We start from the raw sequence: 24,531 nt of genomic DNA on the forward strand, positions 1-24,531 counted from the left end.
TTTTGCGGCAACGATATGCGGAAACCAGAACCTACGGCGTGGCAGCGAAAGAACGCGACGCCCTTTAGACTATCAGGAGTATTCGAGTTGAACTGGATCACCAACTACGTTCGCCCGCGGATCAATTCCATGCTGGGCCGTCGCGAAGTGCCGGAGAACCTCTGGATCAAGTGCCCGGAAACGGGCGAGATGGTCTTCCACAAGGACCTGGAAGGCAACAAATGGGTCATTCCGGCGTCCGGTTATCATATGAAGATGCCGGCCAAGGCCCGCCTGACCGATCTTTTCGACAATGGCGAGTTCGAATCGCTGCCGCAGCCGAAGGTCGCGCAGGATCCGCTGAAGTTCCGCGATTCGAAGAAATATAGCGATCGCTTGCGCGACAGCCGCCTGAAGACCGAACAGGAGGATACGATCCTTGCCGGCGTCGGAAAGGTGCAGGGACTGAAACTCGTGGCCGTCGTGCACGAATTCAACTTTATCGGCGGTTCGCTCGGCATGGCCGCCGGCGAGGCGATCGTCAAGGCTTTCGAGCGTGCGACATCTGAAAAGTGCCCGCTGGTGATGTTCCCCGCTTCCGGCGGTGCGCGCATGCAGGAAGGCATCCTGTCGCTGATGCAGCTGCCGCGCACGACGGTTGCCGTCGACATGCTGAAGGAATCCGGGCAGCCCTATATCGTCGTGCTGACCAACCCGACGACCGGTGGCGTCACGGCCTCCTATGCCATGCTTGGCGATATTCACCTGGCTGAGCCCGGCGCCGAAATCGGCTTTGCCGGCAAACGTGTGATCGAACAGACGCTGCGAGAAAAACTGCCCGAAGGCTTCCAGACCGCCGAATATCTGCTGGAGCATGGTATGGTCGATATGGTCGTCAAACGTCACGATATTCCGGAAACGCTGGCGCGCCTCTTGAAGATCCTGACGAAGAAGCCTGTTACTGCGGCGAACGACATGAATAGCGGCGCGATTGCTCTGGCGGCGAGCGCCTGATAACCGACAAGCAGGCGGGGTGCCGAATTGATACCCAGAGGCCAAACCGCGGTGAGCGAGGCAGCACAGGAGATCGACAAGCTCATGGGATTGCATCCCAAGGGCTTTGATCTGTCTCTCGATCGCATCACCCGTCTTCTCGATATGCTCGGCAATCCGCACAGGAAACTGCCGCCGGTGATCCATGTCGCCGGCACCAACGGCAAGGGGTCGGTCACCGCCTTCTGCCGCGCTTTGCTCGAAGCCGGCGGCTACAGCGCTCATGTCCACACCTCGCCGCATCTCGTCAATTGGCACGAACGGTACCGCATCGGCGTCAAGGGCGGACGCGGACAGCTTGTCGACGACGCTGTCTTTGCCGAGGCCGTGCGTCGGGTAGCCGATGCCAATGCAGGACAGCACATCACCGTCTTTGAAATCCTGACGGCGGTTACTTTCATCCTGTTTTCCGAACATCCGGCCGATGCCGCGATCATCGAAGTCGGTCTCGGCGGCCGCTTCGACGCCACCAATGTCATCTCCGATCCGGCCGTCTCGGTGATCATGCCGATCTCGCTGGATCACCAGCCCTATCTCGGCGACAGGGTCGAGTTGATCGCGGCCGAAAAGGCCGGCATCATGAAGCCGGGCTTTCCCGTTGTCATCGGTCATCAGGATTATGACGCAGCACTTGACGTACTGATGTCGACGGCCGAACGGCTGCATTGCCCGAGCGCCGTCTTCGGGCAGGATTTCATGGCGCATGAGGAATATGGCCGGCTTGTTTACCAGGACGAATTCGGTCTTGCCGACCTGCCGCTGCCGCGCCTTCCTGGCCGGCATCAGTATGCCAATGCCGCCGCCGCCATTCGCGCCGTCAAGGCGGCGGGATTCATCGTCACCGAAACGATGATGGAAAAAGCGATGAGTTCGGTCGAATGGCCGGGCCGGCTGCAGCGTCTGAGCGAGGGCCGGCTGCTGTCGCATGCGCCCGCCGGCGCCGAGATCTGGATCGATGGCGGACATAATCCGGGGGCCGGCGAAGTGATCGCCGAAGCCATGGCCAATTTCGAGGAGCGCCAGTCTCGGCCGCTTTTCCTGGTTACCGGCATGATCAATACGAAGGATCCGGTCGGCTATTTCAAGGCCTTTACCGGCTTGGTCGAGAAGGTTTTCTGCGTGCCGATCCGCGGCAGCGAAGCGATGATCGACCCGGTGATATTGTCGAATGCCGCTTATGATGCCGGCCTGGTTGCCGAACCGATGTCGACGGTCGGCGATGCACTGGAAGCGATAAAAGCCGTCGTCGATCCGGAGGCATTGCCGCCGCGCATCCTGGTCGGCGGCTCTCTCTATCTTGTCGGCGACGTGCTTGCCGACAACGGCACGCCCCCGAAATGAAGGCTGCAAAATGAAAAAAGCCCGGTCGAAGCCGGGCTTTTTCGTCAATGTGCTATGAATTAAGCGAATATCAATCAGGCAGCGCTCGAAATCCAGTTCGAAAGAGCCGTCTTTGGCTTTGCGCCGACCGAGATATCGGCAACTTCGCCGCCCTTGAAGATTGCAAGGGTCGGAATGGAGCGCACACCGAACTGTGCGGCGAGTTCCGGGTTCTCATCGATATTCAGCTTGGCGACCTTGACCTTGCCTTCCATCTCGACAGCGATTTCTTCAAGGCTCGGAGCAATCATCTTGCACGGGCCGCACCATTCGGCCCAGAAATCGACGACGACGGGTTCTGCGGATTCCAGAACTTCCGACTGGAAGTTATTGATATCGACTTTCACGGTAGCCACGGGCTGCTCCTTTAACGGAATTGGGTGTTGAACCACATGTGATGGTGCGGTGCCGAATTTTCAATGTCCGGTATTTCACTTTGTCTTGACCGCTGCAAGCGCCAAACCGAGCGCCTCTTCGCTCAACGTGAAGAGCGAGGCGTTCTCGGTATAGACAAGCATGCAGTCGATGGACTTATCTGGATAGAGCGGCGCCAAGATCTCCCGATAGATCGCCAGCTGCGCCCGGTGTGCGAAGGGGATGGCTTCCTCTGTCGCCGGCGGCACCCGATTGGTCTTGTAGTCGAGGATGACGACGCGATCGGCAAGAACGGCAAGCCGGTCGATGCGGCCGGAGACGGCATAGCGCCGGTCTTCGAGCGTCAATGTTCCCATGATCGAGACCTCTGGCTGGGCCTGCGCACCGAGGACGGACTGAAGACCTTCCTCGTCCAATAGTTTCAGAACCGAATCGACAAGCTTGCGCCGTTCGGCGTCCGGCCAGAATCGAGCCGCTCGTTCAGCATAACGGCTCGCCGCATCAGGTCGTTCGCCAGGTGGAATTTCGGGAAGCGCCTGCAGCATGCGATGGATCAGCCTGCCTTTCTCCAGTGAACGATCGCTGCGCTCCTTCTCGCCGAACAGCGGCGAAACGACCAGCAGGCCGCCTTCGTCCTCATCGATGATCGTCCCGGCGCCGGAGGGGCTGAGCGGCCGCGGCAGCTCAGCCTGCGGCGGCAATGGCCGCAAAAGGCCATCCGGCAAGGTCTCCTCGCTGCCGCGCTCCTCGCTGCGGTCGATACGCTCGAAGCTTCGTTCCACCCGCGGCACGCGCCATTTGATGCCCGGCCATTCCCCATCGGGACCGGAGAACGTGGTCGCCTCCACATGCGGATGGTCGTCGCGCAGCGCCGTCGAAATCATCATATGCCAGGTGTCATTGTTCACACGTACGCCACGATAGCCGCAGACGACCAGCTGGTCGGCGGCGCGCGTCATGGCGACATAGAGCAACCGGCGATATTCCTCTTCCGCCAGCATCTGGATACGCGTCGCATCGTCCTGGCTCAGCGAGTTGGCGAGATCGGAGACAGGGACCCAGACGGGCATCGGCGGCTCGTCGGGACCGGTCTCGAGCAGGCGAAGCTTCGGCAGATGCGTATGCGTAAAGGCCTTCGAACCGCCGTCGACCAGGAAAACGATCGGCGCTTCAAGACCCTTGGAGGCATGCACCGTCATGATGCGCACCTCGTTGCGTCCCTTGTCCTGCTCGCGTTTCACTACGGGCGCCTCGAGCTCCAGCGTCGAGATGAAGGATTGCAGCCCGGGAAGACCGGAGCTTTCGTGGTCGAGTGTGAAGGTCAAGAATTCGTCGAGGATATCGCTGACTTCGGTGCCGAGACGGGCAAGGAATTGCCGCCGACCGCCATGACTGCCCAGCACACGCGCATAGAAATCATGAACCGACAGCCGCCTGGACTGCCGGAGAAACAGCTCCAGCCTCTCGACGGCTGCACGGAAACGTTCGGTGCCGTCGGCGGCGAAGCTTTTCAGATGGCTCCAAACGCTCTCATTGTCGCTGCGTAGCGCGGCAACCGCAAAGATGTCGTCCTCGGAGAGATCGAAAAGCGGGCTCCTGAGCACGGCGGCGAGCGAAAGGTCGTCTTCCGGCAGAAGCAGGAAACGGCCGAGCGCCAGCAGATCCTGCACGGCGATATGGCTGGTCAGCACCAGCCTGTCCGCGCCGGCGACCGGAATATCGCCGCGGCGTTTCAACGCCCTTGTCAACGCATTGACGAAGGCGTCGCGCTTGCGCACCAGCACCAGGATGTCGCCGGCCTCGATCAGGCGTTCCTTGCCTTTTTCGACGATCGTCTCGCGGCCAACAAGCGTGCCGATCGAATGGGCGATCCGCCGCGCGAGGATTGCGGCCGGCGCGCTTTCCGGCGTCGCGTCGAAGGGCGCCGTCCAGTCTTCTTCCTTCACCACCGCTTCCGGCGCAACCATCTCCCAGAGATCGACGGCGCCGGGATGTCCGATGCGGCTGGAGCGATGCACGACCGGTTCGCCAAGCGCGCTGAGGCCGCGCGCGTTCTCGGGCGCCTTGAAAATAAGGTCGACGGCCTCGAGCACATCGGCGGTCGAACGAAACGACAGCGGTAGCCGCACGGAGGAAAAGCTCTGCCCGCTATCGGAAACTCGCCGCCGCGTTCGGTCGCTTTCCTCGGAAAAACGCTCTGGCCGCGCGCCCTGGAAAGAATAGATCGACTGCTTTTCGTCGCCGACGGCAAAGAGCGTGCGCACGATCGGCCGGGCACTTTCGCCGGAGAAGAAATCCTCGGCGAGCGACTGGATGACACTCCACTGGATCGGGCTGGTATCCTGCGCCTCGTCGACGAGGATATGGTCGATGCCGCGATCGAGCTTGTAGTGGATCCAGGGACCGACGCCACTTTTCATGAGCAGGTCGGCGGTGCGGGTGATCAGATCCTCGAAATCGAGCTGGCTGCGCTGCTTCTTCAACTCCTCATAGTCGTGGTTCAGCCTATCGGCGAGCACGAGTGCTGCCTGCGTGGCGCCGTACATCCGCATCAGTTTCAGCCGGTCGCGGCTTGCTGCGACATGCGCGCGGGCAATGGCGATGGCGTCCGCCAGCTGCGGTGCCTCGGCAAGCATGGCCTTGACGAAGAATTGCGAGTCCGCCTTGGGCTCGCCCTTCATTGTCAGAAAAATTTTCTCGAGGAACTCAGCCCGCCTTGCGTCATCGCGCTCCCGCCCGGTGAGCCTGAGGCCGTAGGCAACCTCTTGCGCCTTCGTGCCACCCTTCTGGTCGGCCAGCGAGAGATAAAGCTCCAGCGTGCCGCCCGAAAGCGCAGGCAAAGGCCAATATTGCGCCGCGATCCGGCTTTCCGTGTCGCCGGCTGCAAGGCCAAGCCTTTTGCGCAGGACCTTCTCCACACCGCCCTGCTGTTCGGCCGTCGCGGTAAAACGACGAATGGCGTTGCGGTTGGCAACGATGTCGCCGAGCAGGTTTTCCAGTCCGGATTCGTCGCCGAGGTTGAGCACGTAGGTGAATGCCTCGGCAAGGGTGCTGTCTCCCTCCGGCGCGGTTGCGGTCAGCAGCGCCCGGCGCGCATCGGAAAGCAGCGCCACCGCCGCGCGATCGTCGAGAACCGAGAAATGCCCGGCAACGTTGGCCTCCAGCGGGAACTGATGCAGCAGCGCCTCGCAAAAGGCATGAATCGTCTGGATCTTCAGTCCGCCGGGCGTCTCCAGCGCCTTGGCAAACAACCGGCGGGCCTCGGCAAGCTTCAGTCCGTCGGGAGCCGTACCCTCGATCTGCGCGATCCGCCGGCTAAGCTCTTCATCATCGAGCACCACCCACTCCGCCAGCCGTTCGAAAACGCGGTTCGACATCTCGGAGGCCGCAGCCTTGGTATAGGTGAGGCATAAAATGGCGGAAGGCCGCGCGCCCGCAAGCAGCAGCCGGATAACGCGCTGTGTCAGCACATGCGTCTTGCCGGACCCGGCATTGGCCGAGACCCATGCCGAACGCAACGGATCGGAGGCAATCGCCTGCTGAATTGTCGTCCAGCCGATCCAGGCACCCGGATCGTCGTCGTTGGGCAGGGCGGTCACATCACTCATCACCGCCCTCTTCCGTTTCGGCCGTCGACCATTCGGAGACGCGGGCAAGATGACCGTAGTCGCCGCCGAAATCGAATTGCTGAGCCGGGATCAGCCGCGAGGTAAAGCCCCTTTCGTTGGATTGCAGCAATCCTACGAATTTGACCAGCTGGTCGATCGATTCAGCGGCGAGATCCATCGCCGATTTCGCCTTGTCGCTGCGGGCCGAGCTCTCGTTGTTGACGGTATCGACCTGGAAGCGGCTCCCGGGTCGCAGACGCACATAGAGAAGGTCCTGCGGCACGAGGCTGCCGGCATCGCGGAAGGCGCCGGCACTCAAGGCCGCCGCTTCGAGCGCAAGCTGCGGATCGAGAAGCACGCGTGCCTGCGCCGGCGACGGATTGTAGCCAGTTTTGTAGTCGATGATGTCTGCCGAGTTTGGTCCTGTCATGTCAATCCGGTCTGCGACGCCGGTGAGCCGGATATTGATCGGCTCCAGCTCCATGCCGCCCCGTACCTCCGTCAGCGTTTTCAGGATGCCATGCCGGCGTCCAGCCTCCCATTCGAGAAAGGCGCGGGCCACTTCGCGAAAGCGCGGTCGCCACACGGCATCGATATGCGGCGGCAGTTTTTCCATGTCGAAAAGCTCGGAAAGGATACGCTCCATCGCCGCTGCCGCATCAGGCGTCCCGGCGATGTGAGCCTCGCGGATGAAGCGGTCGACGATCTTGTGGTAGAGCGTTCCGCGTTCGGCCGCTCCTGGATCGCGGTTGAACGCATCGACCGGGTCAAGCCGCAGGACACGGCGGGCATAGATGGCATAGGGATCACGGCGCAGCCGGCCGACTTCGCTGAAGGAATAGGATTTCGGCTGCAGTGCGAGCGGCGGTTTCGGCGAGGGTCGTTGCGCCGGCGCTTGGGCCTCGCCCCGATCGATGAGTGCGGCCCATTGCAGAAACCGATCACCGCGAGCCCTCAATTCCGCTTCGAACGCCTCTCCGCCGAGCGCCAGCAGCCGCTGCAGCCAACGCGAGGCAACGGTCGGCGTCGAGCCCTGGCGCAGCGCGCGCGAATAGATCAGATGGCGTGTGCCGTTTGCCATCTCGAAATCATGTGCCAGCTGGCCGATGCGCCGCTCCGGCGGCTCGAGACCGATTTCCGTCTTCATCATTCGCGGAATGAAGGGATTGTTGGCGGTCTGTCCCGGCCAGGTGCCTTCGTTCAGTCCGCCGAGGATCAGCGTATCGACGCTCTGCAGGCGGGCTTCCAGCGTGCCGAAGATGAAAAGCCTGGGATGGCTGAGCGCCCGTGGCTTCACCGCATGACCGGCGGCAAGGGCTGCCATGATGTCGATCCATTGCGGTCCGTCGGCCTCCATCTGGCCGTCCGTATCGATCACTTCACCGAGCAGGGTGGCGAGGGCATCTCCCGCTTCGTTCGACCAGAGATCGGCGAGATTGCCGTGCGGATCGACCGCGACCGCTTCAAGCGAACGGCCGGTGCGCTCCGCCCATGCGGACAATGTGAAGCGCACTGTTCTTCCGCGATCTTCCGGCCGGTGCCGGATCAGCGCCGAAGCCAGAGGCGCGGTCGCTTGTGCGACCCGCCGGGCAAGGTCGTATGCGGCGTCGGCGGCATCGGGCGAAAGCGCTTTTCGCCATTGCGGCGCGTGCCTGTCGAGGGCCTGTTCGGCAAGTTGGTGCGTGAGCAGCGGTTCGAGCGTACTGATATCCACCTCTGCCACGCCGCCGCGCAGTGCCAGCAGCTCGAGCGCCTCAGTAGCGGAAATCAATGCACCGCGCTCGAGGCCGAATCGGGCAAGCGGATGTTTGAGCAGCGAGATGATCGCCACCGGATCGCCCGGCCGCAGCGCTGCCTCCAGCAGCAATTGCAGCAAAGTGCCCTGCGGCATGGCCGAAAGCGGTGTGCCCGCCGAATCATCGGCGAGGATGCCGAAGCGGGAAATCTCGGCCATCACCCGCCGCGCGAGATTGCGGTCCGGAGTGATGAGTGCTGCCCGGCTCTCGCCGTCCTGTCCCGGCCTCTCCAGTGCAAGCCGGAGCGCGATGGCAATCGCGGTGGCTTCCTCGCGCTCATTGGCGGCTTCGATTAGCGAGATATCAGAGAAGGCCGAAGTCAGTGCGCCAGTCGGGAGGTCGCTCTTCCACGCCCCCCAGTCGCTGGTCGCCTCCGCCGGGGCAAGGGCCCGCGAGAGGATTTCGGCGCGCCGCTCAAGATCAGCCTCCGGTCTGTCGAGAAGCGTGACATCGGCGCGTGTCAGCTTCAGCCGCTTGAGCAGCACCGACAGGCCATATTGCGGATGGCTCCGGCTTGCGGGATTGGCGTGTTGGCCGGGCGCCGGTTCCGGCGTGACCATCTGCCAGTGCCTTTCGGGCATGGAGAGATCGAGACCTGGAAGCACGATCACACCTTCCGGCAGATGGGCGACGGCGGCAATGAGATCGGCGGTGGCGGGAACGGAACCCGTCGAACCCGCGATGATGATCGGTCCAACGGGTTTCATCGCCGAAAGCCGACTTGCCTCCGCCCTGAGAATGGCGTTTCTGTGCCGCGCCGGCGAGGATTTGCCGAGTTCGGACAGCCGCCCGGGCCAGAAGGCGCTGGCGATCTGCAGGAACTCCGCCGTCAGCTGCCACCAGGCGGCATAATCGCCGGTATCGAGTTTTGACAGCTCCGACCAGTCGAGATCCTCGGTTTCGATGGAATCGATCAGCTCCGCAAGGTTGCGGGCGAGCCAGATCGCATCCGCCGGACTTGCGGGCGCAACCAGCGGTGAGTCTGAATGAATGTGGCGGACGATCTCCGGCAGCTTGTTTCGCCAAGCGAGGATCAGGCGCGCAAGCTCCAGCAGACGGGCGGTATTCGACAGCGGCTGGGCGAGATCAATCGTTGCCGGCAGTGCCTCGTCGAAATAGCCGCTATCGTCATCGGTTTCGCCGAGAGGACGGATAACCGGCAGGATCGCCGATCGGCCGCCGAGCAGATCGACGAATTCGGACCGCAGCACACGCACGGCGCGCCGGGTCGGCAGGTAGATCGTCACCCTGGCGAGCGATAGCGGATCATCGGCGTCGTGCCGGAAAAACGGCGTCAATCGGCCGTCGCAAAGTGTCGTCGCCAGCGTTTTCAGGAAAGGGAGACCTGCCGGGATCGTCAGGATGCGTGGCTGGTGCCGCTCCGCCATGGCTCACGCAAACGTCCGCAATCGCCGGATCGTTTCCTCCGCCTCGCCAACCGCGTCGGGCGTTCCCACAGTCAGCCAGTGACCTTCGAGCACGATGCCGAAAAGCCGTCCGCGCGCGATCGCCTTGTCGAAATAGATATTGAGGTTGAAAGCATCCTTCGGTGCATCGTCGAGCAACGACGGGTTCATGACGATCGCTCCGGCATAGACGACGGGATTGGACGGATCGTCACGATAACGCGTCAGCCGGCCATCGGCTGCGAGACTGAAGTCATTTTTGCCGTTGTGACCCGTCGTATCCTCGCTCCCAACACAAAGCAGCGCCATATCCATGCGTTCGGCATCGAAGAATCCGGCTAAGCGCTGCAGGTTCGTCGGCCGGCCCGGCTGTTCGCCGATCCAGAAGAGATCGGCATTCATGACGAAGATATTGTCGCGGTCAAGCAGCCTCAGCCCCTTCGCCAGGCCGCCGCCGGAATTCATCAGCGCGTCCCGCTCGTCTGATATGAGGATGTCGAGGCCGTGATAATTCCCGAGATGTTCGAGCATCTGGTCGGCGTGGTGGTGAACGTTGACAACGGCGCGTTCGATGCCGGCCGCCACCAGGCAATCCAGCGCGTAGTCGATCATCGGCTTGCCGTCGATCTTCACCAGCGGCTTCGGGATCGTGTCGGTGATCGGGCGCATGCGGGTTCCGAGACCCGCGGCCAGTACCATGGCTTGTCTGATGGTCATTCTGATCCGAAACTTATGATTCGCTCCGGCCTATTCCAGCCCTTGCGCACCAATCGCGCAAGGGGGCAAGCGTTTCATGCTCGAGCGCGACGTTCAGATAGGAAAGCGTGCGTGGCATATGTTTCAGATAGCCCGGCTTGCCGTCGCGCTGCAACAGGCGCACCCAAAGACCGGCAAGCTTGCAGTTGCGCTGCGCCGACATGATCGCCCAGGCCTTCATAAATCCGGCTTCGTCGAAACCGCGCTCCGCACGGCGAAGCGTCAGATAATCATCCATCAACTGCCGGAAGAGATCCGGCTCGATCGTCACACGCGCATCCTGGACGATCGAGGCAAGGTCATAGGCCGTGGGACCGATCATCGCGTCCTGGAAATCGATCAGGCCGATCTTGCGAACACCGCTTTCATGTTCGCGCCAGATGATATTCGGCGAGTGGAAGTCGCGCAGCAGCAGGTTCTTCTCGGCCGTAGCAAGCTCGTCGATGAGCGCATCCCAGATCGCCAGATATTCCGTCCGCTCTGTTTCCATTGCAGGAGCGCCTTGGCGCTTCCATGGCAGGTGCCAGTCGAGCACCAACTGCACCTCCATCTTCATCGCCGTGCGGTCGAAATCAGGAATATGGTGGATATGGCTCTTTCCAACCGGGATGTCCTGCGGAAATTTCAAGGCGTGCAGCCTGGCCAGGCAGGCAACGCTTTCGCGATAGCGTTCGATAATAGGCCGTCCCCGGGCATCCAGCACGCCCTCGCTGCCGAGATCTTCGATCAGCAGGATACCCTTGTTATAATCCACCTTGTAGACTTCGGGCGCCGCAAAACCGTCCTTGCGCAGCGCATCGGCGATCGCCACGAAGGGATAGGCGTTTTCGGCAAGATGAGCGACTTTGGGATAGGGTTTGCCGTCGAAAACCGGCGGGCCTTCAGCAAGCGGCGGCCAGTCCATCAGGATGATGCGTCGGTTCCCAGGTTGCGGATAGATCGCCTCATAGGCGCGCAGCGAGGCATCGCCGGTCAGGAATCGGCGTTTCGCTGCGGGGTAACCGGCGGTATCGAGGAACTCACGGATCGCCAGGACCCGGCGGATGCGTGAATTTTGCGCGCCAGCGGCTTCGATCGTCGCCCGCCGGCCGCTGCCTTCATGCGCCAGCGTCAGGGTGATGCGCTCCGCGGGCAGCTCGCTCTCCGCCATCTCAGGCCATTCGACGAGACAGATACCGTTCTGGAGGGCCTCGTCGAAGCCGAGTTCAGTCAATTCGGCAGGGTCGCCGAGCCGGTAGAGATCGAAATGTGAAACGGGGATGCGCAGATCGTAGGATTGTACCAGCGTGAAGGTCGGGCTCGGGACTTCAAGCCCCTCGTCATCGGCCATGGCCCGCAGGATCGCCCGAGCGAGCGAGGATTTCCCTGCGCCGAGATCGCCGGAAAGGGCGAGGCAATCGCCGGCTTTCAAGGCCAGCGCCAGGTCCTCGCCGAGGCGGATGGTAGCCGCTTCGTCCTTCAGGAACAGCGAAATCGTATCATTGGTCGTCATTCGGCAGCGGCGGAATGCGGTACATTGACCGAGGGGATACGGCAGACGACCGTCGTGCCCTTGCCCGGCTCGCTGTCGATCGTCACGTCGCCATGATGCAGACTGACAAAGCTGTCGACGATTGAGAGGCCGAGGCCGGCGCCGCCGCGTTTGCCGCTTTTCGCCCCCGTGGCAAAACGGTCGAAGACGGTGGCGATCATGTCAGGTGAGATGCCGGGGCCGCGATCGCTGACGGAGAAAACGAAATCCGTGCCTTCGCGATGGCATTCCAGCGAGATCGAAGTGCCTTCGGGCGAGAAATTCGCCGCATTGGAGAGAAGCTTCAGAAGGATCTGCTTCAGCCGCTGCGGATCGGCAACGATCGAGCCGAGATAGGCGGGTGCGGTGATTTCAAGCGCCACGCCGCTTTCGTGGAGGCGATCGGCGATCTGCATCGAGACGTCGTCGAGCAGGTCGTTGAGATCGATATCCGCATAATTGAGGCGCATGATGCCGGCATCGACGGTCGCAAGATCGAGAATATCGTTGACGAGCGTCAACAGAACCGAGGACGAGGTCGAGATATGGTCGATATATTCAGCCTGCCGTTCGCTCAAGGGGCCGACGCCCGGCGTACGCAGGAGATCGGTGAAGCCGATAATGTTGGTCAGTGGCGAACGCAGTTCATAGGAAACATGCTGGACGAAGTCGTTCTTCAGCTCGTCGGCCTTGCGCAGCGCTTCGTTCTTCTCGGTCAGCGCGCGCTCGGCACGCACACTGTCGGTCATGTTGACGAAGGTCAGCATAGTCTGGGCGTTCGGCAGCGGAATGACGGCGTAGTCAAGCACGAGGCCGGAGAAGAGTTCCAGCGTTCCCTGACCCGAGCGGCGTTCGTCGTCGAAGCTGGTGATCAGTTCCGCGAAGGTCTTCCAGCCATCCGGCCGGTCATAGGACGGGGTGCAGGCCTCGCCCAGCGCGCGGATATGGGTGCCGGGCTTGGCTTCGGTTTCGGTGATCCCCCAGAGCGCGCGGAAGGCCGGGTTGGAAAGTCGGATGCGCCCGTCGGGGCCGAACACCGCCACACCTTCGGAAAGATGGTCGATCGTTTCGCCCTGCACCTTGACCAGCGTGTTGTAGCGCGTTTCAAGATCGACCTGCTCGGTCAGATTTTCGAACACCCAGGTGGCGCCACCCTGCGGATGCGCGGTCGCAAAGACCCGCAGCGTCTGCCCGTTCGGCAGGTGCCAGAGATCCGTTTGCGTGTCGAGCGCGCGATAGACGGAAAGGGCTGATTCCTTCCAGCTTTTCCAGTTGAGTTGGTCCGGCAACTTTTTGGCTGCGCGCAGCCGCTCGAGCAACTCGCTATTATCGGGCCGGCCTTCGAGGAAGGCGATATCAAGCTCCCAGAGTGCGACGAAGGCCTGGTTGTAGAATTGCAGCCGGCGGTCGCCGTCGAAGATGGCGACGGGCGTGGCGAGATGATCGAGCGTTTCGGCATGGCTCTTCAGCGTCCGTTCCAGCTCGGCGCGCACCGCCTCTATGTCGGACACGTCGATGGCGATGCCGGCCGAGCCGCCGGGAACCCTGACGTCGACGACGTCGAAGAATGTGCGGTTGCCGTGGACGACCGTGGAGATCTTGTCGTGGAAGGGCGATTCCGGCGTCGTCGTGGCGCGAATGCGTTCGCGCGCCACGGTCGTCAGCATCTCACGGCCTTCATTGATCGCCTGCTGCGGCGATCGCGCCTCGACAGCCTCGCCATAGGCCTGGTTGACCCAGGTGAGGCGGCCCGCCGGGTCGCGCTGCCAGGCCGGCATGTCGATCGCGTCCAGCATGGTCTGGAAGGCCGAGATGGAGGTCATCAGCCGGTCGCGCTCAATCCTGAGCTCGGCGAGCTCGGCGCGCAGATTGTTGAGCGCCACGAAACGGACAAAGGCGCGCCCGCCGGAAACCCGGCCCTGTGCCTCGAGGATTTCGTCGCGGATGGTTTCGACCACCATGTCGAAGCTCTGCGCCTCGTCGCGCAGCCGGTCGATCGCCTTTTCCAGCTCGGAAGCCGAGCGTGATTTCAGCCATAGGCCGAAGGCCAGGAATTCGCCGTCCTGCGGCGCGCCGGTTTCAGGCGGAAGCTGGCCGAGCAGTTCGGGACGCGCATTGCCGTCCCAGATGACGATCCGCCGGTTTTTGTCGGCGATCAGAGCCTGGTATTGCGAAATGCGCTGCTGGGCATCGGAAAGTGCCGAGCGGATTTCCCGGCTCTCGTTTTCCAGGTTGCCGCGCTGGCGCACGAGCCACAGCGTCGACAGCAGAGCTGCCGATATGACGCCGATGACGACGGAAACACCGATCACTTGCGAGGATGTGAAGAGGTGAGCCGTGGCCGCCGCCTGCTGCTCCGCCTGTGCCAGGGCCGGCCGCGCCAGCGAGGCGAGCGCCGTGCCGGCCGCGCAGCTTTTCAGGAAGCGCGCCAATGGTCCGTGCTCTTGCTTTACGGCCTCGTGTGCCGTTGCAGATTTATATCCTTGGCCTGCCATCAGCGGGCGGCGATCGGCGCAAGCGCCATCATCCGCCTGACCGGGCAGGCTGCTTTTCATTTCCGACATCCGCGGTATGTCTCCGTCCTTCAATGTGCCGCATTACGACAAGACATCCCATTTTCGCGACGGCCGGACAGGGTCCGGCGCCACGAATCAAGTCTTAAAACAATACTTCGGAAGGGAATCGGCGGGAAGGGAGCGCCCAAAAAATAAGCCGCGGCATTTGTCAATGCCGCGGCTTCTACATCTTGTGGATATTAACTATCGGATCAATATCTGTAGTGGTCGGACTTGAACGGGCCCTTCGGCGAGACGCCGATATAGGCAGCCTGTTCCGCGGAAAGCTCGGTCAGCTTCACGCCGAGCTTGTCGAGATGCAGGCGTGCGACCTTTTCATCGAGATGCTTCGGCAGGATATAGACCTGGTTGGAATACTGGTCGGGCTTGGTGAAGAGCTCGATCTGCGCCAGCGTCTGGTTGGTGAACGAAGCCGACATCACGAAGGACGGATGGCCGGTGGCGTTGCCGAGGTTGAGCAGGCGGCCCTCGGAAAGAAGAATGATGCGGTTGCCCTTGGGGAATTCGATCAGGTCCACCTGCGGCTTGACGTTGGTCCACTTGAGATTGCGCAATGCTGCGACTTCGATTTCGTTGTCGAAGTGACCGATATTGCCGACGATCGCCATATCCTTCATCGCGCGCATGTGGTCGATGCGGATGACGTCCTTGTTGCCGGTCGTGGTGATGAAGATATCGGCCGAGGAAACGACGTCCTCGAGCAGGACGACTTCATAACCGTCCATCGCAGCCTGCAATGCGCAGATCGGATCGGCTTCGGTCACCTTGACGCGGGCGCCGGCGCCGGAGAGCGAAGCGGCAGAACCCTTGCCGACGTCGCCATAGCCGCAGACGACGGCAACCTTGCCGGCCATCATGACGTCGGTGCCGCGGCGGATGCCATCGACCAGCGATTCCTTGCAGCCATATTTGTTGTCGAACTTCGACTTGGTGACCGAGTCGTTGACGTTGATCGCCGGGAAGGGCAGCAGGCCCTTCTGGCTAAGCTGGTAAAGGCGGTTTACGCCGGTCGTCGTTTCTTCGGTGACGCCCTTGATCGCATCGCGCTGTTTGGTGAACCAGCCAGGCGAAGCGGCAAGGCGCTTGTTGATCTGCGCGAAGAGGATTTCCTCTTCTTCGGAATGCGGATGAGACAGCACGTCCTCGCCGGCTTCGGCGCGGGCGCCAAGCAGGATGTACATGGTGGCGTCGCCGCCGTCATCGAGGATCATGTTGGAAAGGCCGCCGTCAGCCCACTGGAAGATCTTGTCGGTGTAGACCCAGTAATCTTGGAGCGACTCGCCCTTGATGGCGAAGACAGGCACGCCGGAAGCGGCGATCGCGGCAGCGGCATGATCTTGCGTCGAGAAGATGTTGCACGAGGCCCAGCGGACTTCGGCGCCGAGCGCGACCAGCGTTTCGATGAGCACGGCCGTCTGGATGGTCATGTGCAGCGAGCCGGTGATGCGCGCGCCCTTCAACGGCTTTGTCTGGCCGAATTCGGCGCGGCAGGACATCAGCCCCGGCATTTCGGTTTCGGCGATCGTAATTTCCTTGCGGCCGAAATCCGCAAGCCCGATATCGGCGACGACATAATCTTTTTCAGTGCTCATAGAGGCCTCCAGGCTGAAAAACGTCTCAAAATTGGCGCAGGCGCGAAGGATGACCCACGTGCAAGCGCACGGCATGTCCGCCGTTTAGCAGGCTTCGCCGGTGAAGGCAATAAGGATATAAAGAAGTCTTTATATGTTTATATGAACTCGATCGGAGCTCACATCTCCTCGCCGAACCTGTTCTGGATCAGCTGGTCCAGCGCCTCCAGCGCTTCCTCGGCCTGGCTGCCGCTTGCCGAGACGACGACGCTCGAGCCGGGGCTTGCCGCAAGCATCATCAGGCCCATGATGGAGGTACCGCCGACCGTCATTCCGTCCTTGGAAACGGTGATGGCGGCATCGAAGGTCTCGACCATCTGCACGAATTTGGCGGAAGCGCGCGCGTGAAGACCGCGCTTGTTGATGATAAGGAGTTCCCGGGAGAGCGATGTCATGAATGCCCGTTATTTTCCGCTGAGCACGCGGCTCGCGACATTGATATATTTCCGCCCGGCTTCGGAGGCCTCCACCAGCGCCTTCTCCATGTTGTTCTCGCCGCGCACCCCGGCAAGCTTGATCAACATCGGCAGGTTGACGCCGGCAATGACTTCGGTATGGCCGCTGCTCATGACTGATATGGCAAGATTGGACGGCGTGCCGCCGAACATGTCGGTCAGGATGACGACGCCGTGGCCATCATCGGCACCGGAAACGGCTTCCAGAATGTCCTGCCGTCTCTGGTCCATGTCGTCTTCGGGGCCAATGCAGACCGTCTCGATGAATTTCTGAGGACCGACGACGTGCTCGACAGCATGACGAAACTCTTCAGCCAGCTTGCCATGAGTGACAAGCACAAGTCCGATCATGATATTACTGCTCCCATATACAAACGGTGGCCCCAATATCGCAATGCAGCAATTACGTCCACCGGTGGGGGCACATCTTGGCTATGAAAAGCCGAAGTGCAAGATAAAAATGCGAATATATAAGGCAGATTGACCAATCCGGAAGGCCTCAGCGCCCGATATCCGGCACTTTTGCCATCAGGATCGCAAGGGGTGAGGAAACGCCTGTGAGCAACCGCAATGCGGGAAGCGAAAAACCGGCGGCAAGGCTCACCATTTCGCCCTCGGGAGGCACCCGGTTTTCACCGGTAGCGCTGCCGGGAAGCACGGCATAATGCATGGCCGCCCTGGGAATATGGTCCTGACGAACAATGCCGGTGCCGCGAAGTTCGATCAGCCCGGCGATCGACGGCGGGCATGCGGCGATTACCGCGCCGGCCTCTCTTGAGAGAAGAACCTGGTCGTCGGCGACCAGCGCCGTGAAAAGACCGAGCCGGCGCGCCTCGGTCATGCAGGTGAAGGCCAGCATCGATTTTCCCCAGCCGGAGGGGCCGCTGAATAGCAGCCCCGTCTTGCCAACGACGATCGCCGTCGCATGGACGTTGAAAGCTGCCTCGGTCATGCTGCGGCGCCGATTGGCAAAGAGAGGATGAAGCGCGCGCCGAGTATATGCCCGCTCTCGGCATCGGTGATGTTTTCGGCTCTCAGCGAACCGCCATGCGCTTCGGCGATCTGCCGGCTGATCGACAGGCCGAGCCCCGAATTCTGGCCGAAGCCTTCCGCCTCCGGCCGGTCCGTATAAAAGCGCTCGAAGATACGGTCGATATTTTCCGCCTGGATGCCGGGACCGTTGTCCTCGATCGTGGTGACGCAGCGCGAACGTGTCCGCACCAGCCGCACGGTAATCTTGCCGCCTTGCTCGGGTACGAACGAGCGGGCATTCTCGATCAGGTTGGCGATGATCTGGCCGATGCGCAGATCGTGGCCGTTGACGACAAAGCGCGTCTTGACGTTCGGTTTGCGTTCGACGGCATATTCGATCTGCACTTGCTTCTTGCTGCTCCTGACCTGGCGTGACACCTCGATGAGGTCGCGCAGCAGCACCTCCATGTCGATCGAGCCGGCATCGACGCGCGCGAGTTCGGCATCAAGGCGCGAAGCGTCGGAGATATCGCTGATCAGCCGGTCGAGGCGGCGGACGTCATGCTGGATGACGTCCATCAGCCGTTTCTTGGAATCGTCGGATTTGGCAAGCGGCAGCGTTTCGACGGCGCTGCGCAGCGAGGTCAGCGGATTCTTGAGTTCGTGGCTGACATCGGCCGCGAAACTCTCGATCGCATCGATGCGGTCGTAGAGCGCCGTCGTCATCTCGCGCAGTGCGATGGAAAGATTACCGATCTCATCCTGGCGGGCGGAGAAGTCGGGGATCTCTTCACGCACCTTGGCCCCACGCCGGACGCGGATGGCAGCCGCCGAAAGGCGGCGCAGCGGATTGGCGATGGTCGATGAAAGCACCAGCGACAGCAGCACGTTGACGAGTGTTGCGACGCCGAAGACGCGCATGATGGCAAGCCGCTCGGCATGAACGATATTGTCGATGTCGCCCGCCTGCGTCGACAGCAGCAGCACCCCGAGCACGGCGCGGAAACGCTGGATCGGCACGGCGACGGAAACGATGAGTTCGCCTTTTTCGGTGGTGCGCACGACCGCACCGCGCACGCCGGTCAGCGCGTTCATCACTTCGGGATAGATCGAGCCATCACCGCCCGGCGCTTCCTTGTAGAGCGGCAGATTGCCGGGCTGCAGCGCCTTGTTGAACAGAGTGGCGAACCACTCGCTCCAGGTCTGTTTCTCCTCTTCAACCGGCGGCAGGTCGAAGCGCAGCACCTGGCCGCGCGAATAGAGATGGCGCGAATCGAGCAACAAATTGGCGTCGGCATCGAAGATGCGGGCGCGTGTACGCGTCGGAGAGATCAGCCGGCGCAGCACCGGCGCGACCTTTTCAGGATCGATCGGGAATTCGAGGTCCTCGTCGTTCGGCACCGGGGTGATGCTCTGGCCGGCCTGTAGCTCGAGCAGCTTCTGCGGATCGATGGTGATCGAGTTGGTATCGACCGACGCGGAGGCCGAAATGGCGCCGGCGATGATTTCGCCCTGCGTCAAAAGGCTTTCGGCGCGGGCGTCGATCAATCCCTCGCGAAACTGGTTGAGATAGAGGATGCCGCCGACGAGCACCACGAGCGCGACGAGATTGAAGAACAGGATGCGCCGCGTCAGGCTTGAAAAGACGGCATTGCCGAAGATCCGGCGGATCAGCGTGAAGGGATGCGACCAACGGCGGCCTCGGACGCGACGGGTGCTCACGCCCTCCGCGTCGTCCAGATCCCTTTCCTGCACCAACTGTGCCAATGACAGGCCCTTTCGAAAGGTTGGGCCGGATAAACCGGCCGGCAACCTTCAATATCTCCAGCTGTGCCGCTCGGGCTCAAGCTGCTTCGCGGAAGCGGTATCCCACTCCGTAGAGTGTTTCAATCATATCAAAGTCGGTGTCGACCATCTTGAATTTCTTGCGCAGCCGCTTGATGTGGCTGTCGATGGTCCGGTCGTCGACATAGACCTGTTCGTCATAGGCTGCGTCCATCAGCGCGTCGCGGCTTTTGACGACGCCGGGGCGCTGCGCCAGCGAATGCAGGATCAGGAATTCGGTCACCGTCAGCGTCACGGCCTCGCCTTTCCAGGTGCAGGTGTGGCGCTCCTGGTCCATGACCAGCTGCCCGCGCTCCAGTGAGCGGGCCTGCTGGACCGCACCGGTCTTCGGCGCGCCGGTGGGGCTCGTGCCGGCGGCGGCAGCTTCGCGGCTGGACGCGCGGCGCAGGACGGCGCGCACGCGCTCCACCAGCAGACGCTGCGAAAACGGTTTGGTGATGAAATCGTCGGCGCCCATCTTCAGGCCGAAGAGTTCATCGATCTCCTCATCCTTGGAGGTGAGGAAGATGACGGGAATGTCCGACTTCTGCCGCAGGCGGCGCAGCAGTTCCATGCCGTCCATGCGCGGCATCTTGATGTCGAAGATCGCCAGCTGCGGCGGTCGCGCCAGCAGGCCGTCGAGCGCCGAGGCACCGTCCGTATAGGTCTCGACCTTATATCCTTCAGCCTCCAGTGCGATCGACACCGAGGTAAGGATGTTGCGGTCGTCATCAACGAGCGCGATTGTCGCCATGGTGTTGGTCTCCGTCATCAGTGCGCATTCTCCCGGATTTGCTCTCCCCAGGCGGTCTCAGTGACCGGATGCGCTTATGGAGGATAAAGGTGGAACAAATTGTGGCAAAGATAAAGGGGAGGATTGTCGCAAAATACGCCGGCAATCTCAGGTGGCGCTTCCAAACGTTTAAACGCGACCCATTCAAACGATTTAAAATTGAGATGATAAATTTAAATCGATTAATTATTTGATATCACTGCATTTTCTCCAATTTTCGATCTTGTGTTTTAAAATTTCTGCCCGTATTTTCACGCTCAGTTTTAACGGCAACGAGCCTGAGCGAAGGGAACTAGCCATGGAAATGTTCGGAGTTCATAACCCGGCAATAGAGCTGGCAACGGTTGGATTGGGCGGCGCAGCCAGCGTTCGCTACAACTTTTCCGCCGCCGCGCTCTATGAAGAAGCGATCCGCCGGGGCGAAGCCGAACTGACCGCTCAGGGTGCGCTGCGGGCTCTCACCGGCCAGCACACGGGCCGTTCGCCACGCGACAAGTTCGTCGTTCGCGATATCAATACCGATGGCGAAATCTGGTGGGACAACAACAAGCCGATCTCGCCGGAGCATTTCGCCGTGCTGCGCGACGATATGCTGGCGCATGCCGCAGGCAAGGAGCTTTTCGTCCAGGATCTCGTCGGCGGCGCGGAGGAAGGTCATGCCCTGCCGGCCCGCGTCGTGACCGAATTCGCCTGGCATTCGCTGTTCATCCGCAATCTGCTGATCCGCCCCGACGCCGCAGCGCTGTCGAGCTTCATCCCGAAGCTGACGATCATCGATTTGCCGAGCTTCAAGGCCGATCCAGCTCGCCACGGCTGCCGTTCGGAAACGGTGATCGCCTGCGATCTCACCAACGGTCTCGTCCTCATCGGCGGCACTTCCTATGCCGGCGAAATGAAGAAATCGGTCTTCACCGTGCTCAACTACCTGCTGCCGGCCAAGGGCGTGATGCCGATGCACTGCTCGGCCAATGTCGGCCCGGAGGGTGACGCGGCGGTCTTCTTCGGCCTTTCCGGCACGGGCAAGACGACGCTTTCGGCCGATCCGGCCCGGACGCTGATCGGTGACGACGAACATGGCTGGAGCGAAAACGGCATCTTCAACTTCGAAGGCGGCTGCTACGCCAAGACCATCCGCCTTTCGGCCGAAGCCGAGCCGGAAATTTATGCGACGACACAGCGTTTCGGCACCGTGTTGGAAAACATCGTGCTGAACGAAAGCCGCGAGCCGGATTTCAACGACGCGTCGCTGACCGAGAACACCCGTTGCGCCTATCCGATGGATTTCATCCCGAACGCTTCGGAAACGGGCCGTGCCGGGCATCCGAAGACGATCATCATGTTGACCGCCGATGCCTTCGGCGTCATGCCGCCGATCGCCCGGTTGACGCCTGACCAGGCGATGTATCACTTCCTCTCCGGCTACACCGCCAAGGTGGCCGGCACAGAAAAGGGTGTCGTCGAGCCGGAAGCGACCTTTTCCACCTGCTTCGGCGCGCCCTTCATGCCGCGGCATCCGGCCGAATACGGCAATCTGCTCAAGGAGCTGATTGGTCGTCATGGCGTCCAATGCTGGCTTGTCAATACCGGCTGGACCGGCGGCGCCTACGGCACCGGCAAGCGCATGCCGATCAAGGCGACGCGCGCGCTTCTCGCTGCCGCCCTGACCGGCGAACTTGGACAGGCCGAATTCCGTGCCGACACCAACTTCGGCTTCGCCGTGCCGGTCTCCGTCGACGGCGTCGACGGCAGCATTCTCGATCCGCGCTCGACCTGGACCGATAAGGCAGCCTATGACGCGCAGGCCGAAAAGCTGGTCTCGATGTTCATCGCGAACTTCGCCAAGTTCGAAAATCATGTCGACGGCGGCGTCCGCGATGCCGCCCCCGGCGTCAAGGTCGCTGCCGAATAAGACGAAATTTCTGACTCACGTGAAACCCGGCATCGCAGGATTGCCGGGTTTTTCTTGATGACGGCCGATATTTTCAATTTGCCGCTGATGTGAGATAGAACGCCGCATGGCCAGCGACGCGCTCTATATCGATGACAGGATCACCATCGCGGGATGGGAGCTGACGGAACAGTTCGTTCTGGCGGGCGGCCCCGGCGGGCAGAATGTCAACAAGGTCTCAACCGCCGTCCAACTGTTCTTCAACATCGCGAATTCGCCGTCCCTCAATGATCGTGTCAAAACCAATGCGATCAAGCTCGCCGGCCGGCGTTTGTCGAAGGACGGCGTGTTGATGATCGAGGCGAGTCGGTTTCGCAGCCAGGACCGCAACCGCGAGGATGCGCGCGAGCGGCTGAAGGAACTGATCCTGGAGGCCGCCAAGCCACCGCCGCCGCCGCGCAAGAAGACCAAGCCGACCAAGGGTTCGGTCGAACGCCGCCTGAAGGAAAAATCCGGTCGCTCCGAAGTCAAGAAAATGCGCGGCCGACCCGGCGGCGGCAGTGGTGAATGACATGGCCGAGCTCTTGACCGGCATTCGCCATCTCCCCGGTTATCTCGACCGCGCGCGTCAGGAGGCATTGGTCGAGATTATCCGCACTGTCGTCGCCGAAGCGCCGCTTTATGTGCCCGCCATGCCCGGCACCGGCAAGCCGATGTCCGTGCGCATGACCAATTGCGGGCCGCTCGGCTGGGTGACGGACAAAGAACGCGGCTATCGCTACCAGTCGACGCATCCGGCAACCGGCAGGCCCTGGCCTGATATGCCACAGCAATTGCTCGATATCTGGAATGACGTTTCGGGTTACGACAAGCCGCCGGAGGCCTGCCTCGTCAATTTCTACTCCGACGAAGCGCGCATGGGCCTGCATCAGGACAAGGACGAACCGGATCTCAAGGCCCCGGTGATCTCGATCTCGCTCGGCAATAGCTGCCTCTTTCGCATCGGCGGCCTCAGCCGCAATGATCGCACGCTATCTTTCAAGCTTTCGAGCGGTGATCTGGTCGTACTGGGCGGCCAGGGGAGGTTGTGTTTCCATGGCGTCGACCGCATCCACCCGGCGACTTCGACGCTCTTGAAGAATGGCGGCCGCATCAATCTGACGCTCCGCCGCGTCAATTGCTAAAACACAATCGCTGCTACAGTTTTCGCAGCGCGACCTGTTCGATCAGGTGATCCTTGCCCTTTTTCAGGATGAGATCGGCGCGTGGACGCGTCGGCAGAATGTTCTGCCGCAGGTTCTTCAGGTTGATGTTGGCCCAAAGATCCTCGGCGATTTCGAGCGCTTCCGCATCCGATATCGAGGCATAGCGATGGAAATAGGAATTCGGATCGCGGAAGGCGGTCTCGCGCAGCCGCATGAAGCGCGTGACATACCAGTTGTGGATCTCGTCTTCGGCGGCATCGATATAGATCGAAAAGTCGAAGAAGTCGGAGACCATCGGCACGATCTTGCCGCCGGCCGGCAGGTCGCGCGATTGCAGCACGTTGATGCCCTCGAAGATCAGGATGTCGGGCCGGTCGACGATCTTGTATTCGTCCGGCAGCACGTCGTAGACGAGGTGCGAATAGCTGGGCGCCTTCACATCCGGCCGCCCGGCCTTGATCGCCGAGAGAAAGCGCAGGATTGCACCCGTGTCGTAGCTTTCCGGAAAACCCTTGCGCTGCATCAGCTTTTCCCGCTGCAGCACGGCGTTCGGATGCAGGAAGCCGTCGGTGGTGACGAGATCGACCTTCGGACTGGAAGGCCAGCGCCCCAGCAACTCCTTGAGGATACGGGCGGTGGTCGATTTTCCCACAGCGACCGAGCCGGCGATGCCGATGACAAAGGGCGTCTTCGTCACATCAGACAGGCTGAGGAAGCGGTTGCGCTGTTCGAACAGCATCTGCGAGGATTCGACATGTGCCGAGAGCAGCCGAGACAGCGACAGATAGATGCGCCGGACCTCATCGAGATCAATCGGGTCGCCCATCGAACGCAGCCGTTTGACCTCGTCGCTCGTCAGCGTCAACGGCGTGTCGGCGCGGAATTTCGCCCATTGTTCGGAAGAGAAGAAGTGGTAGGGCGAATAGGATTCCGACTGGAAATGATCCAACGTTTCCGGCACCCCGATAATCTCAGTCGCGATACTCATGAAGTCTGCCGGCTGGCCTTTTCCTTGAGGCCGGACTGCGCGGTTCTGCGCTCGAGTTCGGCCATGACATTCTCTAGCGGTATTTCAGCAATCTTCAATACGACCAATAGGTGATAGAGCACATCGGCGGCCTCGTAGGTCAGATTGTCGCGGTCGCCGGTTACCGCCGCCATCACGGCTTCGATCGCCTCTTCGCCGAGTTTCTTTGCCGCTTTCGGCTGACCGGCGGCCACAAGCTTGGCTGTCCAGGATTGCTCCGGCGAGGCTTTCGATCGCTCTTCGACGATGCTTTCGAGATCGGAAAGGGAAAATCCGCTCATATGTCCGCTTTCAAGG

General features: G+C 61.4%; 19 protein-coding genes. 5 read left to right on the top strand and 14 right to left on the bottom strand.

Annotated features, from left to right (window positions below; translation table 11 throughout):
- Positions 1–87 precede the first annotated feature (87 nt).
- Together accD and N1937_RS22095 are read left to right on the top strand one after the other, a co-directional pair.
- The gene (gene accD / locus N1937_RS22090; protein WP_162114941.1) at positions 88–993 is read left to right on the top strand and encodes an acetyl-CoA carboxylase, carboxyltransferase subunit beta; all 906 of its coding nucleotides are present in this window, start codon (positions 88–90) and stop codon (positions 991–993) included.
- Positions 994–1,020: 27 nt separating this feature from the next.
- Positions 1,021–2,373 (top strand): bifunctional folylpolyglutamate synthase/dihydrofolate synthase, encoded by a 1,353-nt coding sequence (locus N1937_RS22095; RefSeq protein ID WP_260056977.1) that lies wholly within the window; start codon positions 1,021–1,023, stop codon positions 2,371–2,373.
- 74 nt (positions 2,374–2,447) lie between these two features.
- Here the strand turns inward: N1937_RS22095 and trxA are convergent, their stop codons facing one another.
- From trxA to N1937_RS22155, 12 genes are all read right to left on the bottom strand, one after another.
- The gene (trxA, locus tag N1937_RS22100; protein ID WP_003544118.1) at positions 2,448–2,768 is read right to left on the bottom strand and encodes a thioredoxin; all 321 of its coding nucleotides are present in this window, start codon (positions 2,766–2,768) and stop codon (positions 2,448–2,450) included.
- Between the two features lie 75 nt (positions 2,769–2,843).
- Complete coding sequence (gene addA, locus N1937_RS22105; RefSeq protein WP_260056978.1) at positions 2,844–6,395, bottom strand: double-strand break repair helicase AddA; 3,552 nt, start codon at positions 6,393–6,395, stop codon at positions 2,844–2,846.
- Positions 6,388–9,579, bottom strand: a complete 3,192-nt coding sequence (gene addB / locus N1937_RS22110; protein WP_260056979.1) for a double-strand break repair protein AddB — start codon at positions 9,577–9,579, stop codon at positions 6,388–6,390. Before addB ends, addA begins: the two co-directional genes overlap by 8 nt.
- Before the next feature lie 3 nt (positions 9,580–9,582).
- Positions 9,583–10,314 (bottom strand): nucleotidyltransferase family protein, encoded by a 732-nt coding sequence (locus N1937_RS22115; RefSeq protein ID WP_260056980.1) that lies wholly within the window; start codon positions 10,312–10,314, stop codon positions 9,583–9,585.
- Positions 10,315–10,327: 13 nt separating this feature from the next.
- Positions 10,328–11,845 (bottom strand): tRNA (adenosine(37)-N6)-threonylcarbamoyltransferase complex ATPase subunit type 1 TsaE, encoded by a 1,518-nt coding sequence (tsaE, locus tag N1937_RS22120; RefSeq protein WP_260056981.1) that lies wholly within the window; start codon positions 11,843–11,845, stop codon positions 10,328–10,330.
- Positions 11,842–14,427: a sensor histidine kinase gene (locus N1937_RS22125; protein WP_260056982.1), complete on the bottom strand. Its 2,586-nt coding sequence runs from the start codon at positions 14,425–14,427 to the stop codon at positions 11,842–11,844. Before N1937_RS22125 ends, tsaE begins: the two co-directional genes overlap by 4 nt.
- 203 nt (positions 14,428–14,630) lie before the next feature.
- Positions 14,631–16,031: an adenosylhomocysteinase gene (gene ahcY, locus N1937_RS22130; RefSeq protein ID WP_260056983.1), complete on the bottom strand. Its 1,401-nt coding sequence runs from the start codon at positions 16,029–16,031 to the stop codon at positions 14,631–14,633.
- A 158-nt stretch (positions 16,032–16,189) separates the two neighbouring features.
- Positions 16,190–16,465, bottom strand: a complete 276-nt coding sequence (locus tag N1937_RS22135) for an HPr family phosphocarrier protein (protein ID WP_003544133.1) — start codon at positions 16,463–16,465, stop codon at positions 16,190–16,192.
- A gap of 9 nt (positions 16,466–16,474) precedes the next feature.
- On the bottom strand, positions 16,475–16,876 hold the full coding sequence (locus tag N1937_RS22140) for a PTS sugar transporter subunit IIA (RefSeq protein ID WP_003544139.1): 402 nt from the start codon (positions 16,874–16,876) through the stop codon (positions 16,475–16,477).
- A gap of 148 nt (positions 16,877–17,024) precedes the next feature.
- The gene (locus N1937_RS22145; RefSeq protein ID WP_260056984.1) at positions 17,025–17,477 is read right to left on the bottom strand and encodes an HPr kinase/phosphorylase; all 453 of its coding nucleotides are present in this window, start codon (positions 17,475–17,477) and stop codon (positions 17,025–17,027) included.
- A complete protein-coding gene (locus tag N1937_RS22150) occupies positions 17,474–19,264 on the bottom strand; it encodes a sensor histidine kinase (protein WP_026154337.1) in 1,791 nt (596 codons plus the stop codon). Before N1937_RS22150 ends, N1937_RS22145 begins: the two co-directional genes overlap by 4 nt.
- A gap of 76 nt (positions 19,265–19,340) precedes the next feature.
- The gene (locus tag N1937_RS22155) at positions 19,341–20,075 is read right to left on the bottom strand and encodes a response regulator transcription factor (protein WP_206119754.1); all 735 of its coding nucleotides are present in this window, start codon (positions 20,073–20,075) and stop codon (positions 19,341–19,343) included.
- Positions 20,076–20,412: 337 nt separating this feature from the next.
- Between N1937_RS22155 and N1937_RS22160 the strand changes: the two genes are divergently transcribed.
- The 3 genes from N1937_RS22160 to N1937_RS22170 all read left to right on the top strand — a co-directional run bounded on the left by N1937_RS22160 (position 20,413) and on the right by N1937_RS22170 (position 23,186).
- Positions 20,413–22,023 carry a phosphoenolpyruvate carboxykinase gene (locus tag N1937_RS22160; protein WP_260056985.1) on the top strand — a complete coding sequence of 537 codons (1,611 nt, stop codon included), beginning with the start codon at positions 20,413–20,415 and terminating at the stop codon, positions 22,021–22,023.
- A gap of 106 nt (positions 22,024–22,129) precedes the next feature.
- Positions 22,130–22,573: an alternative ribosome rescue aminoacyl-tRNA hydrolase ArfB gene (gene arfB, locus N1937_RS22165; protein WP_017965976.1), complete on the top strand. Its 444-nt coding sequence runs from the start codon at positions 22,130–22,132 to the stop codon at positions 22,571–22,573.
- Between the two features lies 1 nt (position 22,574).
- Entirely contained in the window at positions 22,575–23,186 is a 612-nt protein-coding gene (locus N1937_RS22170) for an alpha-ketoglutarate-dependent dioxygenase AlkB (protein ID WP_260056986.1), read from the top strand.
- Positions 23,187–23,199: 13 nt separating this feature from the next.
- Here the strand turns inward: N1937_RS22170 and coaA are convergent, their stop codons facing one another.
- Entirely contained in the window at positions 23,200–24,195 is a 996-nt protein-coding gene (coaA, locus tag N1937_RS22175; RefSeq protein WP_003544165.1) for a type I pantothenate kinase, read from the bottom strand.
- Positions 24,192–24,515, bottom strand: a complete 324-nt coding sequence (locus N1937_RS22180) for a phosphoribosyl-ATP diphosphatase (protein ID WP_162114931.1) — start codon at positions 24,513–24,515, stop codon at positions 24,192–24,194. The genes coaA and N1937_RS22180 overlap by 4 nt, the downstream gene beginning before the upstream one ends.
- Between the last annotated feature and the right edge of the window lie 16 nt (positions 24,516–24,531).

This window comes from Rhizobium sp. WSM4643, assembly GCF_025152745.1.
GTDB lineage: Bacteria > Pseudomonadota > Alphaproteobacteria > Rhizobiales > Rhizobiaceae > Rhizobium > Rhizobium leguminosarum_I.

What these genes read in the sequence shown, in the direction of transcription:
- addA (WP_260056978.1), bottom strand. Translation starts at nt 6,395, where the DNA reads ATGAGTGATGTGACCGCCCTGCCCAACGACGACGATCCGGGTGCCTGG.
- addB (WP_260056979.1), bottom strand. Translation starts at nt 9,579, where the DNA reads ATGGCGGAGCGGCACCAGCCACGCATCCTGACGATCCCGGCAGGTCTC.
- N1937_RS22115 (WP_260056980.1), bottom strand. Translation starts at nt 10,314, where the DNA reads ATGACCATCAGACAAGCCATGGTACTGGCCGCGGGTCTCGGAACCCGC.
- tsaE (WP_260056981.1), bottom strand. Translation starts at nt 11,845, where the DNA reads ATGACGACCAATGATACGATTTCGCTGTTCCTGAAGGACGAAGCGGCT.
- N1937_RS22125 (WP_260056982.1), bottom strand. Translation starts at nt 14,427, where the DNA reads ATGTCGGAAATGAAAAGCAGCCTGCCCGGTCAGGCGGATGATGGCGCT.
- ahcY (WP_260056983.1), bottom strand. Translation starts at nt 16,031, where the DNA reads ATGAGCACTGAAAAAGATTATGTCGTCGCCGATATCGGGCTTGCGGAT.
- N1937_RS22135 (WP_003544133.1), bottom strand. Translation starts at nt 16,465, where the DNA reads ATGACATCGCTCTCCCGGGAACTCCTTATCATCAACAAGCGCGGTCTT.
- N1937_RS22140 (WP_003544139.1), bottom strand. Translation starts at nt 16,876, where the DNA reads ATGATCGGACTTGTGCTTGTCACTCATGGCAAGCTGGCTGAAGAGTTT.
- N1937_RS22145 (WP_260056984.1), bottom strand. Translation starts at nt 17,477, where the DNA reads ATGACCGAGGCAGCTTTCAACGTCCATGCGACGGCGATCGTCGTTGGC.
- N1937_RS22155 (WP_206119754.1), bottom strand. Translation starts at nt 20,075, where the DNA reads ATGGCGACAATCGCGCTCGTTGATGACGACCGCAACATCCTTACCTCG.
- N1937_RS22160 (WP_260056985.1), top strand. Translation starts at nt 20,413, where the DNA reads ATGGAAATGTTCGGAGTTCATAACCCGGCAATAGAGCTGGCAACGGTT.
- arfB (WP_017965976.1), top strand. Translation starts at nt 22,130, where the DNA reads ATGGCCAGCGACGCGCTCTATATCGATGACAGGATCACCATCGCGGGA.
- N1937_RS22170 (WP_260056986.1), top strand. Translation starts at nt 22,575, where the DNA reads ATGGCCGAGCTCTTGACCGGCATTCGCCATCTCCCCGGTTATCTCGAC.
- coaA (WP_003544165.1), bottom strand. Translation starts at nt 24,195, where the DNA reads ATGAGTATCGCGACTGAGATTATCGGGGTGCCGGAAACGTTGGATCAT.
- N1937_RS22180 (WP_162114931.1), bottom strand. Translation starts at nt 24,515, where the DNA reads ATGAGCGGATTTTCCCTTTCCGATCTCGAAAGCATCGTCGAAGAGCGA.